Here is a 16,507-nt window from a genome sequence, read left to right on the forward strand (position 1 = left end):
AAGTAAGACTCAAGCGCTGATGCTCAAAAAGGTGGGGTATTGCGATAACTGTTGCAGGTTCAACTCCTGCCAGCGAGTGCCGTGGGCATCGGTGTAGAGGTTGCCCAAAAAAGCCGGTGCATCGTCTGGTGGAGGCTCTGAGGTCACGAAGGCATCAAGACCCCGCAGCCCAGCCAGTCGGTCTACCAGCAGTGCTGCATTGACTTCCAGTGCGGCATTGAACGCCAACAGGCTGGTTTCGGTCAGGGCCTGCTCGGTGCGTACGGGGTTGCCACCGAGGAAGATGGCCAAGTCGACCACGCCAAAAAGGCTGCCGCGCAGATTGGCAACGCCCAAAAACCAGGGCTGGGTGTAAGGCACCATCTGTGGTGCAGACCAAGGAAAGATTTCCCCGGCATGGCCCAGTGGGAGCAGGTAAAACTGCCCACCAGATTGCACAGCCAACCAAGAGGAGACAGCAAGCTCCTCGTTTTTGGCTGCCTGTAAGCGGGTGGCGAGTCGGGTCTGGAGATCGCGCAGGGCTTCTCTGTTGGCCATAAGCGACGCGGTATGGTCAGTTCAGGGCGTCGATTTTGGCCTGCAACTCGGCGGCATCTACTGGCTTGGTAATGTAGCCACGGGCGCCTTGGCGCATCCCCCAGACGCGGTCGGTTTCTTGGTTCTTGCTGGTACACATGATGATTGGGATTTCGGCATATTGTGGGTCGCGCGAGATCGCCCGTGTGAGCTGAAAGCCATTTTGGCCAGGCATGACCACATCCATCAAAATCAGGTCGGGTTTTTCCTCTGCCAGGCGCCGGAAGGCTTCTTCGGCATTTTCTGCCGTGCGAACCTGCATGCCTTTTTTGTGCAACAAATCTGACAGGAACATCAATTCAGTTTTGGAATCATCGACAACCAGCACTTTTTGGATGGGCATTAGATCGCTCCTTGATTGGAATTACCAAACTGTTGCACCGCTTGCAGCAGCTGGTCTTTGGTAAAGGGTTTGGTGAGATATTCTTGGCAGCCCACCATGCGCCCGCGTGCTTTGTCAAAAACACCGTCTTTCGAGGACAACATCACTACAGGCGTGTTGGCAAAACGGGCATTGCGCTTGATGATAGCCACCGTCTGGTAGCCATCGAGCTTGGGCATCAGAATATCGCAGAAAATCAGCTGCGGCTGGTAATCATTGACCTTGGCCAGGGCATCAAAACCGTCATCGGCCAGTAAAACCTCATGACCACCTTGCTTGAGAAATATCTCTGCACTGCGCCGAATGGTATTGCTGTCATCCACCACGAGCACTTTGAAAGTTGTACCAGTTGTAGTCAATTGTCACCGCTCCCGATGGAAAAATAAACCAAGCTGTAACACCGTGGTAATGAGGGCTACAGCCCCCGCACCCGTCCACTGGAGGGCGGGCACAGCTTAAAGGGCATTCACGTAGAATGCAATGATTGTATCTAGTCCATCCTGCGGATTGCAGTTTCCGTGCCACCCTTTGTGAAACGGGCCTATGACAGCATCTCCCCCTCCTGAAAGCGATCCTTCGGCCTTGGCACAGCATCCGGTTTGCGTCATGGTGTTTAACGCCAGCGATCCCAGCGGTGCCGGTGGTTTGGCGGCTGACATCAGCACCATGACCTCGGTAGGCTGCCATCCCTGTGCGGTGCTCACGGGGGCTTATGCCCGCGACACGCGCAACATTTTTGATCACTTCAGTCTGGACGATGAGGCCGTGTTAGAGCAGGCCCGCGCCGTGCTGGAGGATGTGCCCATCCGCCTCATCAAGGTTGGTTTTGTGGGTAGCCCCGAGAACATCGGCACCATTGCGGCACTGGCTGCCGACTATGCTGAAGTACCACTGGTGTGCTATTTGCCCGATCTGTCTTGGTGGCAGGAGAGCTTGATAGACAGTTATCTGGATGCCTTTCGGGAATTGTTGCTGCCCCAGACTTCGGTGCTGGTGGGCAACCACAGTACGTTGTGGCGTTGGTTGCTGCCTGACTGGGAGGGTGAGCACAGCCCCAGCGCCCGCGACATTGCGGCCGCTGCGGCCCAAATGGGGACACCCTTTACGCTAGTGACTGGCATCCCACAACCCCAGCAAATGGTAGAAAACGTGCTGGCCTCGCCCGAGGTAGTGCTGGGTAGTGGCTCCTTTGAGCTGTTTGATGGCACTTTTATTGGTGCGGGCGATACGCTGTCGGCGGCACTGGCCGCCTTGCTGGCCACGGGCAGCGATTTGGGCGAAGCCTGTGGTGAGGCACTGGGTTACCTAGACCAGTGCCTAGAAAATGGCTTTCGTCCTGGCATGGGACATGTCGTGCCCGACCGGCTGTTTTGGGTGGTGACCGACGACGATACAACGCCCGCCGATGCCGATAGCGACGGCACCGATTCTCACTCTGTCGATGGCTTTGTCTTTCCTTCCCATGACACACAACACTGATTGCAATTTGCCCCTGTTTGAACGCGCCAAGGCCGTGATCCCAGGGGGCGTGAACTCGCCTGTGCGTGCCTTCAAGGCCGTGGGTGGCACCCCTCGCTTTATCGAACGCGCCCAGGGGGCGTATATGTGGGATGCCAATGGCCAGCGATTTATCGATTACATCGGCTCTTGGGGGCCGATGATTTTGGGCCACGGTCATCCAGCGGTGCTGGAGGCCGTACAAAAGGCGGTGCTAGAAGGGTTTTCTTTCGGTGCGCCCACTGAGCGCGAGATTGAACTGGCCGAGGCCATCATTGCCCTTGTGCCTTCGCTGGAGATGGTGCGGCTGGTCAGCTCAGGCACTGAGGCGGGCATGAGTGCCATCCGGCTGGCCCGTGGTGCCACTGGGCGCAGCAAAATCATCAAGTTTGAAGGCTGCTACCACGGCCATGCCGATGCGTTGCTGGTCAAGGCCGGTTCGGGGTTGGCTACCTTTGGCAGTGCTACCAGCGCCGGTGTCCCGCCTGAAGTGGTGCAGCACACGGTGGTGTTGGAGTACAACAACATCACCCAACTGGAAGAAGCCTTTGCACTGCACGGTGCCGATTTGGCTTGCGTGATGATTGAGCCCATTGCGGGCAATATGAATTTTGTCCGTGCGAGCGTGCCGTTTATGCGCCGTTGCCGTGAGTTGTGTACGCAATATGGGGCTTTGCTGGTCTTTGATGAGGTCATGAACGGCTTTCGGGTGGCATTGGGCGGGGCGCAAAGCGTGTATGCCCGCGACATTCCGGGTTTTGAACCCGATCTCACGGTGATGGGCAAGGTGATTGGTGGCGGCATGCCGCTGGCGGCCTTTGGTGGCAAGCGGGCGCTGATGGAGCAGATGGCCCCATTGGGTGCGGTGTACCAAGCGGGCACCTTGTCGGGCAACCCGGTGGCTACTGCTTGCGGGCTGGCCACGCTGCACGCCATTAGTCAGCCAGGGTTTTTTGATGCCTTGTCTGCATCCACGCGCCGTTTGGTCGATGGGCTGACGGCTGCTGCCGCTGCCGAAGGCGTACCGTTCAGTGCCGATTGTGAAGGCGGCATGTTTGGCTTTTTCTTGCTGCCCGAGTTGCCCAGCAACTATGGTCAAGTCATGCGCAGTGATGGCACACGCTTTAATCGGCTGTTCCATGGTTTGTTGGATCGGGGTGTTTATATTGCCCCCGCACTCTACGAGGCCGGGTTTGTTAGTGCGGCCCATACAGCCCAAGACATTGACGACACCATCGCCGTGGCCCGCGAAGTGTTCAAGACCCTTTGAGTGTGGGTGCAGGCCTGCCGGAGTGACGGTGGCTGCCTGCCTTAACCTTCTTTGATGCCCCGCTGTGCAGGTGCCGCTGTGGTGCTTGCGGCTGTGGTGCCTTTTCTGTGTTGTTCTGCCATGCTTGCTGCCCTGAAGTTCTGTTTTGCCGCGTTGGTGCTGGTGTGCAACAGCCTGCTCTTTTGTGCCCTGATGGTGCCACTGGCCCTGCTCAAGCTCTTGGTGCCCTTAGCGCCAGTACGCCGCTGGACAGATCGTATCTTGAACCGTATTCCAGCGTTGTGGATTGATTTAAACAATTTTTGGCTCGGCAGCGTTAACCGTAGCCACTGGCAGGTAGCGTTGGCACCGGGTTTGCGTGCAGACGGCTGGTATCTGTTGGTGTGCAATCACCAAAGTTGGATGGATATCTTGGTGTTGCAACGGGTGCTCAACCGGCGTGTGCCCATGCTGAAGTTCTTTCTGAAGCGTGAATTGCTCTATGTGCCAATTTTGAATTTGGCTTGGTGGGCACTGGATTTTCCGTTCATGCGCCGGGGCAGTGGAGGTGGTACGGCGCGCAAAGACTTGCGCGATGCCAAGGTGGCCTGCGAAAAGTTTCGCCATGTACCCACCACCGTGACCAGTTTTGCCGAGGGTACGCGCTTTACGTTAGCCAAAAAGACACAGCAAGAATCACCCTACCAGCACCTGCTCGCGCCCAAAGCGGGGGCGGTGACGATGGCATTGGGCACATTGGGTGATCTGTTGGATGGTCTGATCGACGTCACCATTGTCTATCCAGACAAGGTGCCCAGCTTTGTCGATGCCATGTGTGGCCGTTTGGGCGATGTGGTGGTGCAGGTGCAGTTGCGACCTATTCCGCCCGAATTGCTCAAAGCCGGGGGTAAACAGCGGGCGCAGTTGCAGACCTGGCTTGATGGTGTGTGGCAAGAAAAAGACCAAGCGATGACCAACTTGCTGGCGCAGCGTTAAATCCACCGCCGTTGCCTATGATGAAAAGGCTCAGTGCTGGGGAGTCATGCACCACCCCGGCTGGTGTTGGCCCCGCTGCCAGCAGGGGCTGGGGTGTGGGTGATCCGGGTGCGGAATGCCGTTGGCATCGAGTCGCACCGGGTGGGTGCTAAATCCGCTGGCTCCTTGCGCATCGAAGGTCATACGCAACACCCATGCTTGGCGCTGGCGTTCGTTGTCGGTTTCTTTCATGACAAAGTTGCCCACGCTGTAGATGATAGGCTTGCCTTGGTACAACTCCACGTCTTGGGTCACATGGGGGTGCCCGCCAATGATGGCGTCTGCCCCGGCATCCATCAGCAAACGGGCCAGTTGCCGTTGCCGGTGGTTGGCCGTCAACTCGTTTTCCCAGCCCCAGTGCATGAAGACTAAAACCAGATCGGCCCGATGCTGTTGGCGTGCACGCTCAATATCTGCCACCACCTGCTCGTCTTCGCTCCAAGCAATGCCGGGAGCATCGTGGTCGGCCTCAAAACTGCGCGGCATGAATTCGTTGTAGCTGAACAGGGCTATGCGCAAACCAGCACGCTCTACCAACCACGGTGTATGGGCTTGGCCTAAATTGTGACCACCCCCTGTTTGGGCCAAGTCAGCCGCCTTGAGCAAGCCCAGCATTTCGGCAAAGGCTGCCCGGCCATAGTCGCCCGAGTGGTTGTTGGCCAACGTGACCCCATCCAAGTGGCGGCGCAATACCGGCAATACACGTGGGTGGGCGCGGAAGGTGTAGTTTTTATCCCCCGGCTCGCCGGTGGTGGCCACCACACATTCCAAATTGGCAATACGCAAGTCGGCCTTGGCAAACAGTGGCGCGACATGGGCCAGTGGATCACCCCCGCGTGCAATCAAAGCCCCGGCTGCATCGTCCAAGGTGGTATCGCCCGCAAACACCAAAGAAAACGAAGGCGTCTCTGCCCGTGCCAGACCGCACGCTATGCCCAATAGCAAAGCCAGTGCCCATTTCATGGCTTCGCCTCCGCCAAGGTGCATTGGTACATTAGTTCACGCTCCATTGTTCCGGCATACAGGCGCTGTTCACCTGTGAGGGCGATGTGCCCCGTAGGCCCAGGGAGCGGGTAGGGGGGGAGGTATTTGGCTTGTTGTATCAATGTGGGCTGGTGCCTAGTTTGCTGATAGACATAAATGCTCACATAGCGCAGTTGGTTGGCTTGGGCTACCAGTACCGGCTTGAAACGAAAACGCCCAGCAATGTCCGTTGCGGCGACTGTGTAAGGGTTGTCGGTGGGCTGGGCGATGATGGTTTCTGTGGTGCCGGCGTAGGTGACTTGGCATTCCAACTGGGTGGCTGCCCATGCTGGCGATAGCCCGGCGGCCCAAGCCCCCATGAGCAGCCCCCCAACAACACTCGATGTTTGCAAGCGATTCATGGTTGCATTGTGCAGAAAAAAGCCACCCCAAGGGGTGGCTTGCTGTGGCTGTCTCTTCCGCCCTGCTGGTAGGCAAGCAGGGCAGACGACTCAGATCAGTGGAACTGTTCTTCTTCGGTAGAACCAGTCAGGGCCTTGACGGAGGAAGAGCCGCCTTGGATCACGGTGGTCACGTCGTCGAAGTAACCAGTGCCGACTTCTTGTTGGTGCGACACGAAGGTGTAACCTTGTTCGCGGGCTGCGAATTCAGGCTCTTGCACCATTTCAACGTAGTGCTTCATGCCTTCGCCGCCAGCGTAGGCCTTGGCAAACTTGAAGGTGTTGTACCAGTTGACGTGGATGCCAGCCAAGGTGATGAACTGGTACTTGTAGCCCAGTGCCGACAGTTCTTCTTGGAAGGAAGCGATTTGGCTGTCGTTGAGGTTCTTCTTCCAGTTGAAGGAAGGCGAGCAGTTGTACGACAGCAGCTTGCCAGGGTTGGCAGCCAGCACGGCTTGGGCAAATTCGCGGGCGAAGCCGATGTCTGGCACGCCAGTTTCGCACCACACCAAGTCAGCGTAGGGGGCGTAAGCCACGCCACGGCTGATGGATTGCTCCAGACCGTTCTTGACACGGAAGAAGCCTTCTTGGGTGCGCTCGCCAGTCAGGAAGGGCTTGTCGTTTTCGTCGTAGTCGGAGGTGATCAGGTTGGCGGCTTCTGCGTCGGTACGGGCCAGAATCAGGGTGGGCACGCCCATCACGTCAGCGGCAAAACGGGCCGAGATCAGCTTTTCGCAGGCTTCACGGGTAGGAACCAGCACCTTGCCACCCATGTGGCCGCACTTCTTGGCAGCAGCCAGTTGGTCTTCAAAGTGAACACCGGCGGCACCGGAGGCAATCATGTTCTTCATCAGTTCGAAGGCATTGAGCACGCCACCGAAACCGGCTTCAGCGTCTGCCACGATGGGCAGGAAGTAGTCGATAAAGCCTTCGTCGCCGGGGTTGATGCCACGCGACCATTGGATCTCGTCAGCACGCTTGAAGGTGTTGTTGATGCGGCGCACCATGGTGGGCACCGAGTCGTAAGCGTACAGCGACTGGTCGGGGTACATGGTTTCGGAAGTGTTGCCATCGGCAGCGACTTGCCAGCCCGACAGGTACACGGCTTCCAAACCAGCCTTGGCTTGTTGCATGGCTTGACCAGCAGTGATGGCGCCGAAAGCGTTCACGTAGCCCTTCTTGGCACCGCCGTTCACTTTGTCCCACAGCACCTTGGCACCGCGTTGGGCCAATGTGTATTCTGGTTGCAGGCTACCGCGCAGGCGAACCACGTCAGCGGCGCTGTAGCCACGCTTGACACCCTTCCAGCGGGGGTTTTCGGCCCAGTCTTTTTCCAGGGCGGCAATTTGCTGTTCGCGGGTCAGGTTTTGGGACATGAGTGAACTCCAAGGGTTGATTGAATCGGGTTAAAAGGGGTTGGCTTACATTGCTGGGCCATTGGGGTTTACTTTAAGTCTTATAGAAGACTTGTGCAATTCTTATGTCTTATACAAGACATAAGAATTTGCTAATAAAAATCAATGGCTTAGAATTGTTTTTCTCATAGTGGCATGACATTTTCGTGATATGGGAATTTTTTTTACTCCCAAGAATTTATCTTTTCACTATAAGAAATCAAAAACCACTTGGTAAGAAAATAATAGCGTCAGGGGCGTTGCATGGTGCAGCGGTGTGGTTGCTGCGTCTGGCTGGCGGGTATGTCGCGCAGCACGCGAAAGCCATAACCCGAACCTTCAACATCAAACTTGACGCCAGACTGGCCTTGTTTTTCCATCAGGCCCACTACCAGAGGCTGCTGGAACTGGTGGTCAGCGGCACGCATGGCACCGCTGCGGCCTGCCAGTTGCACGCTGGCATTTTCCATTTGCCGTGCCACGGCTACGGTGTCGGTGCTGGCGGCGCGCTCGATGGATTGGGCCAAGGTCTCGACCATCAGCTGCATCCGCATGTGTACATAGTCATCTTGTGGCTGTGGGAAACGCTGGCGAAAAGATTGGTAGAAGCCTTCGCTGGCGGCACCGGGCACATTGGGCAGCCAATCGGCTACGGCTACCACTTTGCCGACACCCGCATCGCCTAAAGCGGCTGGTGCCCCTAGTGCATTGCCATAGAAGGTGTAGAACGTGCCATTGAATCCCACCTCGCGTGCTGCCTTGACCAGCAGGGTCAGGTCATTGCCCCAGTTGCCAGTGATGACCGCTTGCGCGCCACTGGATTTGATTTTGACGGCGTAGGGGGCAAAATCCTTGACGCGGCCTATTGGGTGCAGTTCGTCACCCACAATGGCAACCTCTGGGCGTTGGGCAGCCAGTTGGCGCTTGGCTTCGCGCAGCACGGCCTGACCAAAGCTGTAGTCTTGACCAATCAGGTAGACGCTTTTTAGGGCGCTGTCGGCGCGCACCACGTCCATCAGCGCCGCCATGCGCATATCGGCATGGGCATCAAAGCGAAAATGCCAGAAGCTGCATTTTTCGTTGGTCAGTACCGGATCGACGGCAGAGTAGTTCAAAAACAGCACCCGCTTGTCGGGCTCGCGGCTGTTGTGCTTGTTGATGGCATCGAGCAGCGCGGCTGCCGTGGCGGAGGAGTTACCTTGCAAAATCACGCGAGCGCCATCGTCAATCGCCGCGCGCAGGGCCGATAGGGCTTCTTCATTCTGGCCCTTGCTGTCATAGCGTTGTATGGCCAGTGGGCGCGGGCCTCCGGCGTTGGCGGGCAGCTGCACGCCGCCGCGTGCATTGACGCGCTCGGTTGCCCAGACGATATTGCGAAACACGGCCTCGCCAGTGTTGGCAAAGGGGCCAGAGAGGCTTTCGATCAGTGCCAGTTTGATAGGCGCGGCCGTGCTGGCGGGGGCCACGGGTCGGGTGGGGGTGGTTTGCGCCCAAGAGGCGGTGGGCAGGGCCGCCAGTGTCAGAGCTGCCAGGGCAGATGCAATGGTGCCGCGCAAGGCACCCGCAGACAAAGACAAGGGAGCATAAACCGGAGAGGGCATGAGAATGGCTTTCTTGGTGGTCTGGAGAGCGTGGGTGCTTGGTGGCAACCACAGCAGGGGAAGCTGGCGGCGATGTTAGTGCCGCAGCAGGGGCGATTTTGTGCCAATACGGTGTCTATTCGTGGCGCAGGGCATCAATCGGATCAAGCCGTGCTGCCCGCCGGGCTGGGAAGTAGCCAAAAATCACCCCGATACCTGCCGAGAACACAAACGACAGCACATTCACACCCAGATTGAACACGTAGGGCACGTCCATCACCCCCGCCAACACCAGCGAAGCACCTGTAGCTAGCACGATGCCGATGATGCCGCCCAGGCTGGACAGCACCACGGCTTCGATGAGGAATTGCAGCAGCACTTCGCGCTCTAGGGCACCAATGGCTAGGCGCAGACCGATTTCGCGGGTACGTTCGGTCACGCTCACCAACATGATGTTCATGATGCCAATGCCGCCCACCAGCAGGCTGACGGCGGCCACTGCGCCGAGTAGCATGGTCATGACCTTGGTGGTACCCGACATGGTTTCGGCCAATTGCTGGGTGTCGAGGATGTTGAAGTTGTTTTCGTCGGCAGCGGCCAGCTTGCGCCGTTCGCGCAGCAGTTGTGTGAGGCTGGATTTGACGCGCTCGGGGTCGCTATCGTCTTGCATCGATACCAGCAGGGTCTGCACGCGCGTGCTGCCCGTCACACGCCGTTGCAGCGTTTTGAGGGGCAGCAGCACCACTTCGTCTTGGTCATTGCCAAAAGCACCTTGGCCTTTGGCGGCTAGCACGCCAATGATTTCGCATGACATTTGCTTGACGCGCAATTGCCCACCCACGGCATCACCAGTGCCGAACAGTTCGCGCCGAATGGTTTCACCAATCAAGCACACCGCCGCCCCGGCGCGCAGTTCATCCTCAGAAAACTCGCGGCCCCAGCGCACGCTCCAGTTGCCCGTTTGCAGCCAAGCATTGGTGCTGCCAATGACGCTGCTTGTCCAGTTGCGCCCCCCGGCCACCACGGTGGTGTTGGTGCGCCCTTCGGGGGCCACGGCCAGAATGCCGCCAATTTGCTGTGCAATGGCATCGGCATCCACATCTTTAAACGAGGGCACGCCCCAGTTGCCACCCGGCCCCATGCGTTGGCCGGGGCGCACTTGCAGCAAGTTGGTGCCCAACCCAGCAATTTGGTTCTGGACTGCCAACGTGGCTCCATTGCCCAGCGTCACCATCGTAATGACGGCACTGACACCAATGACGATACCCAGAATGGTGAGAAAGGAGCGCATCAGGTTGCGCCGGATAGAGCGCAAGGCCAGCAGCAAGGTATTGAACAGCATCAGCAAGCCTCCGTGGCACGCAGTCCAGCGGGGTGCGCATTGGGCGTATCGCTGGCTACCAGACCATCGACAAAATGTACGATGCGCCGGGCATAGGCGGCCATGTCGGGCTCGTGCGTCACCATCAGCACCGTAATGCCCTGTTCGTGGTTGAGCTGCCAGAGCAGCTCCATGATTTCGTGGCTGCGTTGGGTGTCGAGGTTGCCAGTAGGCTCATCGGCCAACAACACGGCAGGTTGCGTGACGATGGCCCGGGCAATGGCCACGCGTTGCTGCTGTCCACCGGAGAGTTCGGCGGGGGTGTGGTGTTCCCAGCCTGCCAGCCCCACCGAGGCCAGCGCCTTCTGTGCGGCCGTGTGGCGGGTGGCGGCATTTTCTCCCCGGTAAAGCAGCGGCAGCTCTACGTTTTCTTGTGCCGAGGTGCGGGCCAGCAAGTTAAAGCCCTGAAACACAAAGCCAAAATAACGCCGTCGCAGCAGCGCACGTTGGTCGCGGCTGAGAGCCTCTACATGCTCGCCCCGGAACAGGTACTCGCCAGTGCTGGGCCGGTCTAGGCAGCCTAGGGTGTTCATGGCGGTGGATTTGCCCGAGCCACTGGGCCCCATGATGGCAACGAAATCGCCCTCGGCGATATCCAAATCTACCCCTTTGAGAGCCTGAAAGGCCAGCGTCCCTTCACCATAGACCTTGGTGATGCCACGCAGCCGGATCAGGGGTGTACTGGTGGTGTGGTCATTCATGGCGCGGCCTTGCTGCTGCGCTGGTCGGTGATCACGGCCATGCCCGGCTCCAGCCCCTCGGCACTGACTTCTGTGAGGCGGCCATCGCTGATGCCCGCACGTACTTGCACGGCTTCGGGCACGCCGTTTTTCAGAATCCAGATCTGGCGCATCCGTCCAGCATTGCCCCCAGCCTCACCCGCCTTGCGTCCGCCGCCCTGGCCCTGAGGGCGGGGGGGGCGCGGCATCAATTGCGAGACCAGCCCACCACCACTGCCTGCGGGTTTGTCGGTGTTGCTGTCGGGGGTGCGGGGGGTGAAGCGCAGGGCGGTATTGGGCACCAGCAGCACTTCGGTGCGTTCGGTGGCGGTGATGGTGGCGGCGGCTGTCATGCCCGGACGCAAGCTCAGGTCGTGGTTGTCCACATCCAGCCAAGTGATGTAGGTGACAACGTTGTCGGTTTTGGTGGAGCCATAGGCCACACGGGTGATCTTGGCGGGGTATTTGCGTGAAGGATAGGCGCTGACGGTAAAGCTGGCCTTTTGGCCCACGCGTACTGCACCCACATCGGCTTCATCTACATTGACTTGCAATTCCAGCTGCGTCAGGTCTGCGGCCACAGTCATCAGGGTGACGGCTTGCAGCGAGGCTGCCACCGCATTGCCCGGTTCTACGGTGCGTGACAGCACTACGCCATCAATGGGCGAGCGGATAGATGCTTTGCCTAAGTTGGTCTCGTCGGTAGACAGGGCTGCTTTGGCATCTTCAACGCTGGCATGGGCGCTGGTCTCTTCTGCTTGAGCACGGGCAAGGTTGGCCCGACCGGTGTCGAGTTCGGCCTCGGAGGGCACTTTGCCCCCAGACAGCCGTGCCACTTCCTCTAGGCGGGCCAGATTGGCGCGGGCCTCTTGTACGGTGGCGCTGGCTTGGGCTAGACGGGCGTGGGCTGAGGCCAAATTGGCCCGAGAGCGCAGCACTTGGGCTGAGAGTTTGGCCGTGTCCAGCTCTACCAGCAACTGGCCTTTTTTCACTTGATCGTTCACATCCACCAGCACCCGGCGCACGGTGCCCGACAGTTCGCTGCCAATGTTGACCGATCGTGTGGGCTGCAAAGTGCCATTGGCAGCCACACTCAAGGTGATGTCGCCCCGGCGCAATTCTTCCGTGACAAAGCGGGGTGCTGCTTGGGCCTGTTGGCGTTGCTGCCAGTATGGGTAGCCCAGTGCAGCCAGCCCCACAGCGGCTAAACCCAGCCACAGTGGGGCACGTTGCCACCAGCGGCGACTGGCACGGGCGCCCAGCAGGGCTTGTAGGCCTGTGGCAGAAACGGCAGGGGCAGCCGCAGCGGGGGGTGGGGGTGTCACGGTGCTGTGGGCGTTAGGGGCAGTCATGGCGGTAGGCAAAAAGGGGCAGTGCAGAACAACAGAAGCAGGGCAAGGGTCTTTTGTGGCGCTCAGGAGGGTGTCCAGCCGCCGCCCAGTGCTTTGTATAGGCGTACGTGGTCAGCGGCTACGCTGGCTTCGGTGCTGGCTACGCTGTCTTGGGTAGAGAGCAGGGTGCGCTGGGTCTCTAACACCGATTGAAAATCGATCAGGCCGCTGCCGTAGCGTTGCTGGGCCAGCAGGGCAGCGTTTTGTGCGGCCTCGGCAGCCGCTTGCAGGCGTTGCAGACGTTCGCGGTCGCCACGCAGGGCTACCAGCGCGTCTTCTACCTCTTGCAGTGCGGTGAGTACCGTGGCTTGATAAGCCCTACGCGCTTGTTCTAAGGCGGCTGCTTGCACGCGCACTTGGGCACGGGCTGCGCCTCCATCCAATAAGGGTGCCGATATGCTGGCCAAGAGCGCGTTGGTAACAGCAGCGCCGCTGCCCAGCGAGCCCAGGCTGAGCGCGCTCAGGCCAATGGAGCCACCGAGGCGAAAACTCGGGTAACGGGCGGCATCGGCCTGCTCCACGCGGGCCAAAGCAGCGCGAATGCGCTCTTCAGCCACCCGTACATCGGGGCGTTGGCGCAGGGTTTCGGCGGGCAGGGCCAGTGCCAGATCCTCCGCAGGTTGGGGCACGGGGCGAACATCGGCCAGCAGTGTGTGGAGTGCGGTGGGGTGCTGCCCTGTTAGTACCGCCAGACTGTGCTGGGTTTGGGCCAGGTCGGTCTGGAGTTGTGGAATTTGTGCGGCGGTTTGCTCCATGCTGGCCCGGGCTTGCTCCAGCACCAGTGAGGTGCTTAGGCCCGCTTGCATACGCCAGTCGGTCAGTTGCCAGGTTTCACGCTGGCTTGCCAGGTTGCGCTGGGCAATGCCCAGCCGGGCCTGCAAACTGCGCACATTGATGTAGTGGAGTACCACCTCGGCAGCCAGTGTGACTTGGGTTTGGGCCAAGCTGGCTTGGCTGGCACGGGCATCGGCTTGGCTGGCCTGCAGGCCAGCCTCCAGTCGGCCCCACACATCCCATTCCCAACTGGCATCCAGCCCCACCTGAAAACGGTTGTTGGTGTTGCCGTTGGATTTGCTGCGTTGTGCAGAGGCACTGGCATCCACGCTGGGTGCCAAGCCTGCGCCTTGCACCTGCGCTTGGGCGCGGGCTTGTTGCAGCGCAGCCTGGGCTTGCAGCACACTGGGGTTGGCCTGTAGAGCTTGCTCAATCAGTGCGTTGAGCGAGGTGTCGCCCAACTGCTGCCACCACCAGGTTGGTGTTGAGGGGGGGGCTGTGGTGGCTGTGGCGGCGTTGCCCCAGGCTGTGGGCAGGGGGGAGTCGGGTAGGCCGGTGGGCCATGTCGTTGTGGTGGTGGCACAGCCTGCCAATGTGGCAGACAGCAACATTGCACCTGTCCAGCACACCACAGGACGGAAAACGCAACTAGGAGGAAACAAGGTCATGGAGGTGCGGGCTGCCGTTGCAAGAGCGTTGATTGTGCGGTGCCATGTTGTCGGCTGCACAATACCCGGATGAACTTGCGGTAAAGCACGGCCCCGCCTATGGCAACGCAAAGGCGAGGGGCAATTAAAGCACCCGAAAGGCCAGCACCGCCACCAGTGTGGGGGGTAATGCTGCCACCAGCAGCCCCAAAGGATGAATGGCGTTGTCCTCGAAGTAGCCACGCAGGATGGATGCCCCTGCTGGATTGGGTGCATTGGCAATCACGGTGAGGCCGCCCCCAGTCACTGCCCCCGCTACCAGCGCCACCTTGAACTCTTGGCTCAAACCCTCTACCAGTGAGCCAAGGTAGGTAAGGGCTGCGTTGTCTGTGATGGCGGTCAAGGCGGTGGCGCCAAAAAAGACCGTAGTGGCATCCATCCCCATCAGCACAGGCTGGAGCCACCATTGTTGCAAGCCACCCAGCACCACTAGCCCGGCCAGAAAGAAGGCCACCAGCAGGGCTTCACGCAGGATCAAAGGGTCTTGGTGGCGCTGGTAGGCGGTGGTAAAGCCCAGAAAAAACAGCAACAACCCTATAAACACCGCAGGATGGTGTGAGAACACCACCACCCCCACCAAAAAAGCCAGATGCACCAGAACCACCTGCCAAGGCACTTCAGGCGTGGTGGATGCCGTTAACTTGCCCAAGCCACGCAGTTCACGGCCAAACAACAGCATGGCGCAACCGGCATTGACGAGCACGGCCACGGCAGCCTTCCAGCCCAGATGCCCGATCATGAACCACAAATCCCAGTTCCACTGACTGGCAACCATGAGCACAGGCGGTGCCGCAAATGGGGTGAGGGTGCCACCAATAGAGATATTGACAAATAGCACGCCCACCGTGGCATATTTGAGCCTGCTCGATACGTTGCGTGCAAACACCATGTCGCGCAACATCAGCGCAGCCAACGTCATGGCTGCCGGTTCGGTGATAAAAGAGCCGAGCATCGGCACCAGCGTTAGCACCACAAAATACATCGCCATGCGATGGTGCAGTGGAATGAACCGTGTCACCCATTGCACGAGCATGGCGGCAAATTGCAGTATGGGCCGGGTGCCAGCAATCACCATGATGGCGAAAACAAACATCGGCTCGGTAAAGTTGCGCGTATCTAGGTATTGTGTGGCCTCGTGCTGCCCGTTCATGGCAAACATACACACCATCAGCACCATGGCCCAAAAGCCAAACACCACCTCCACCTCGCCTAGCAGGTGCCAGATGCCCGCATGGCGCGGCTGGGTGTGTGCCAGGTGCTCAAAGAACTTGGTGGAAAAGGTGTGCAGTACCGCCAGCGCAAACAGTATGGTGCCCACCAACTGCATGGGGGTGGGATCGGGCATCAGGCTGTCTCCTGCAGCGCATCCAAAGGCCAGCGGGGCCGTACATCGAAAGCGTAGACGGTGGTGGCTTGCTGTTGACCGGCTTGCAAGCGCATGGCACCAGCCAAAGCAATCATTGCGCCATTATCAGTACACAGGTGCAGTTCGGGGTAATGCACGCGCACTTTAAGTCGGGAGCAAGCCGCATCGAGCTGTTGACGCAGCAACCGGTTGGCACCAACGCCCCCAGCCACCACCAGACGGCGCAACCCCGACTCTTTTAGCGCCGTGAGGGATTTTTTGACCAACACATCGACGATGGCGGCCTGTGTGCTGGCAGCCAGATCGGCCTTGCGGGCCTCCAGATCGTGGCCCAGTTTTTTGGCTTGGGTCAGTACGGCGGTTTTCAGGCCTGCAAAAGAAAAGTCGAGGTTGCCACTGTGCAGCAGTGGACGTGGCAGTTTGAAGGCATCGGCTTGGCCTTGTTCTGCCAAACGCGATAACGCAGGCCCGCCAGGATAGCCCAAGCCTAGCAGTTTGGCTGACTTGTCAAAGGCTTCGCCAGCAGCATCATCAATGGTTTCGCCCAGCAGCGTGTATTGGCCCACACCATCTACCCGCATCAATTGGGTATGCCCACCCGACACGAGCAGTGCCACAAAAGGAAACTCTGGAGGGTCGGCGCTCAAGAAGGGCGATAGCAGGTGCCCTTCTAGGTGGTGGACGCCCAGCACGGGTTTGCCCAGTGCCGCACCAAGCGCACAGGCTACACCGGCCCCTACCAAGAGCGCACCGGCCAAGCCGGGGCCACGCGTGTAGGCCACCACATCTATATCGGCCAGCCGGTGCCCAGCTTCGGTCAGTACGGCATCGGTCAGGGGTAACACACGGCGAATATGGTCGCGGCTGGCCAGTTCGGGCACCACGCCACCATAGGCTTGGTGCATGTCGATCTGGCTGTGCAGGGCATGGGCCAGCAAGGTGGGCACCGCCGCACCGGGGGTGCTGCGCACCAAGGCCACCCCGGTTTCGTCGCACGAGGATTCGATTCCCAAAATCAGTGAACTCATGCGT

General features: G+C 59.3%; 16 protein-coding genes. 3 read left to right on the top strand and 13 right to left on the bottom strand.

What is annotated here, in order from left to right:
* Positions 1-9: 9 nt before the first annotated feature.
* From ACFO6X_RS13375 to ACFO6X_RS13385, 3 genes are read right to left on the bottom strand one after another with little or no spacing between them, the layout of a single operon-like run.
* Complete coding sequence (locus ACFO6X_RS13375; RefSeq protein ID WP_382433873.1) at positions 10-537, bottom strand: chemotaxis protein CheW; 528 nt, start codon at positions 535-537, stop codon at positions 10-12.
* A gap of 16 nt (positions 538-553) precedes the next feature.
* A complete protein-coding gene (locus tag ACFO6X_RS13380) occupies positions 554-919 on the bottom strand; it encodes a response regulator (protein ID WP_382433875.1) in 366 nt (121 codons plus the stop codon).
* The gene (locus tag ACFO6X_RS13385; protein ID WP_382433877.1) at positions 919-1,317 is read right to left on the bottom strand and encodes a response regulator; all 399 of its coding nucleotides are present in this window, start codon (positions 1,315-1,317) and stop codon (positions 919-921) included. Before ACFO6X_RS13385 ends, ACFO6X_RS13380 begins: the two co-directional genes overlap by 1 nt.
* A 184-nt stretch (positions 1,318-1,501) precedes the next feature.
* On the opposite strand from ACFO6X_RS13385, the gene thiD reads away from it, so the two are divergent.
* From thiD to ACFO6X_RS13400, 3 genes are all read left to right on the top strand, one after another.
* Positions 1,502-2,437, top strand: a complete 936-nt coding sequence (thiD, locus tag ACFO6X_RS13390) for a bifunctional hydroxymethylpyrimidine kinase/phosphomethylpyrimidine kinase (RefSeq protein WP_382433879.1) — start codon at positions 1,502-1,504, stop codon at positions 2,435-2,437.
* The gene (hemL, locus tag ACFO6X_RS13395; protein WP_382433881.1) at positions 2,421-3,725 is read left to right on the top strand and encodes a glutamate-1-semialdehyde 2,1-aminomutase; all 1,305 of its coding nucleotides are present in this window, start codon (positions 2,421-2,423) and stop codon (positions 3,723-3,725) included. Before thiD ends, hemL begins: the two co-directional genes overlap by 17 nt.
* 120 nt (positions 3,726-3,845) lie before the next feature.
* Positions 3,846-4,700 carry an acetyltransferase gene (locus ACFO6X_RS13400; RefSeq protein WP_382433883.1) on the top strand — a complete coding sequence of 285 codons (855 nt, stop codon included), beginning with the start codon at positions 3,846-3,848 and terminating at the stop codon, positions 4,698-4,700.
* Positions 4,701-4,730: 30 nt separating this feature from the next.
* On the opposite strand, the gene ACFO6X_RS13405 is transcribed toward ACFO6X_RS13400, so the two are convergent.
* The 10 genes from ACFO6X_RS13405 to tsaD all read right to left on the bottom strand — a co-directional run bounded on the left by ACFO6X_RS13405 (position 4,731) and on the right by tsaD (position 16,503).
* The gene (locus tag ACFO6X_RS13405) at positions 4,731-5,702 is read right to left on the bottom strand and encodes a CapA family protein (protein WP_382433885.1); all 972 of its coding nucleotides are present in this window, start codon (positions 5,700-5,702) and stop codon (positions 4,731-4,733) included.
* Positions 5,699-6,124 (bottom strand): hypothetical protein, encoded by a 426-nt coding sequence (locus ACFO6X_RS13410; protein WP_382433887.1) that lies wholly within the window; start codon positions 6,122-6,124, stop codon positions 5,699-5,701. Before ACFO6X_RS13410 ends, ACFO6X_RS13405 begins: the two co-directional genes overlap by 4 nt.
* Positions 6,125-6,219: 95 nt before the next feature.
* A complete protein-coding gene (aceA, locus tag ACFO6X_RS13415) occupies positions 6,220-7,539 on the bottom strand; it encodes an isocitrate lyase (RefSeq protein WP_382433889.1) in 1,320 nt (439 codons plus the stop codon).
* A gap of 269 nt (positions 7,540-7,808) precedes the next feature.
* Positions 7,809-9,158, bottom strand: a complete 1,350-nt coding sequence (locus ACFO6X_RS13420; protein ID WP_382433891.1) for a branched-chain amino acid ABC transporter substrate-binding protein — start codon at positions 9,156-9,158, stop codon at positions 7,809-7,811.
* 115 nt (positions 9,159-9,273) lie between these two features.
* Positions 9,274-10,479 (bottom strand): ABC transporter permease, encoded by a 1,206-nt coding sequence (locus ACFO6X_RS13425; protein ID WP_382433893.1) that lies wholly within the window; start codon positions 10,477-10,479, stop codon positions 9,274-9,276.
* The gene (locus ACFO6X_RS13430) at positions 10,479-11,219 is read right to left on the bottom strand and encodes an ABC transporter ATP-binding protein (protein WP_382433895.1); all 741 of its coding nucleotides are present in this window, start codon (positions 11,217-11,219) and stop codon (positions 10,479-10,481) included. Before ACFO6X_RS13430 ends, ACFO6X_RS13425 begins: the two co-directional genes overlap by 1 nt.
* A complete protein-coding gene (locus tag ACFO6X_RS13435) occupies positions 11,216-12,589 on the bottom strand; it encodes an efflux RND transporter periplasmic adaptor subunit (RefSeq protein ID WP_382433897.1) in 1,374 nt (457 codons plus the stop codon). The genes ACFO6X_RS13430 and ACFO6X_RS13435 overlap by 4 nt, the downstream gene beginning before the upstream one ends.
* 62 nt (positions 12,590-12,651) lie before the next feature.
* A complete protein-coding gene (locus ACFO6X_RS13440) occupies positions 12,652-14,013 on the bottom strand; it encodes an efflux transporter outer membrane subunit (RefSeq protein WP_382433899.1) in 1,362 nt (453 codons plus the stop codon).
* 181 nt (positions 14,014-14,194) lie between these two features.
* Positions 14,195-15,454: a putative Na+/H+ antiporter gene (locus ACFO6X_RS13445; RefSeq protein WP_382433901.1), complete on the bottom strand. Its 1,260-nt coding sequence runs from the start codon at positions 15,452-15,454 to the stop codon at positions 14,195-14,197.
* Positions 15,454-16,503, bottom strand: coding sequence for a tRNA (adenosine(37)-N6)-threonylcarbamoyltransferase complex transferase subunit TsaD (tsaD, locus tag ACFO6X_RS13450; RefSeq protein WP_382433903.1), 1,050 nt, complete (start codon positions 16,501-16,503; stop codon positions 15,454-15,456). The genes ACFO6X_RS13445 and tsaD overlap by 1 nt, the downstream gene beginning before the upstream one ends.
* Positions 16,504-16,507: the final 4 nt, after the last annotated feature.

Source organism: Giesbergeria sinuosa (genome assembly GCF_042652905.1).
Classification (GTDB): domain Bacteria; phylum Pseudomonadota; class Gammaproteobacteria; order Burkholderiales; family Burkholderiaceae_C; genus Simplicispira; species Simplicispira sinuosa.

Bases quoted from the DNA above. Each gene is read 5' to 3' on its own strand.
- ACFO6X_RS13380 (WP_382433875.1), bottom strand. From the start codon at position 919: ATGCCCATCCAAAAAGTGCTGGTTGTCGATGATTCCAAAACTGAATTG.
- ACFO6X_RS13435 (WP_382433897.1), bottom strand. From the start codon at position 12,589: ATGACTGCCCCTAACGCCCACAGCACCGTGACACCCCCACCCCCCGCT.
- tsaD (WP_382433903.1), bottom strand. From the start codon at position 16,503: ATGAGTTCACTGATTTTGGGAATCGAATCCTCGTGCGACGAAACCGGG.
- ACFO6X_RS13430 (WP_382433895.1), bottom strand. From the start codon at position 11,219: ATGAATGACCACACCACCAGTACACCCCTGATCCGGCTGCGTGGCATC.
- ACFO6X_RS13425 (WP_382433893.1), bottom strand. From the start codon at position 10,479: ATGCTGTTCAATACCTTGCTGCTGGCCTTGCGCTCTATCCGGCGCAAC.
- ACFO6X_RS13400 (WP_382433883.1), top strand. From the start codon at position 3,846: ATGCTTGCTGCCCTGAAGTTCTGTTTTGCCGCGTTGGTGCTGGTGTGC.
- ACFO6X_RS13405 (WP_382433885.1), bottom strand. From the start codon at position 5,702: ATGAAATGGGCACTGGCTTTGCTATTGGGCATAGCGTGCGGTCTGGCA.
- ACFO6X_RS13445 (WP_382433901.1), bottom strand. From the start codon at position 15,454: ATGCCCGATCCCACCCCCATGCAGTTGGTGGGCACCATACTGTTTGCG.
- hemL (WP_382433881.1), top strand. From the start codon at position 2,421: ATGACACACAACACTGATTGCAATTTGCCCCTGTTTGAACGCGCCAAG.
- ACFO6X_RS13420 (WP_382433891.1), bottom strand. From the start codon at position 9,158: ATGCCCTCTCCGGTTTATGCTCCCTTGTCTTTGTCTGCGGGTGCCTTG.
- ACFO6X_RS13375 (WP_382433873.1), bottom strand. From the start codon at position 537: ATGGCCAACAGAGAAGCCCTGCGCGATCTCCAGACCCGACTCGCCACC.
- thiD (WP_382433879.1), top strand. From the start codon at position 1,502: ATGACAGCATCTCCCCCTCCTGAAAGCGATCCTTCGGCCTTGGCACAG.
- aceA (WP_382433889.1), bottom strand. From the start codon at position 7,539: ATGTCCCAAAACCTGACCCGCGAACAGCAAATTGCCGCCCTGGAAAAA.
- ACFO6X_RS13410 (WP_382433887.1), bottom strand. From the start codon at position 6,124: ATGAATCGCTTGCAAACATCGAGTGTTGTTGGGGGGCTGCTCATGGGG.
- ACFO6X_RS13440 (WP_382433899.1), bottom strand. From the start codon at position 14,013: ATGTTGCTGTCTGCCACATTGGCAGGCTGTGCCACCACCACAACGACA.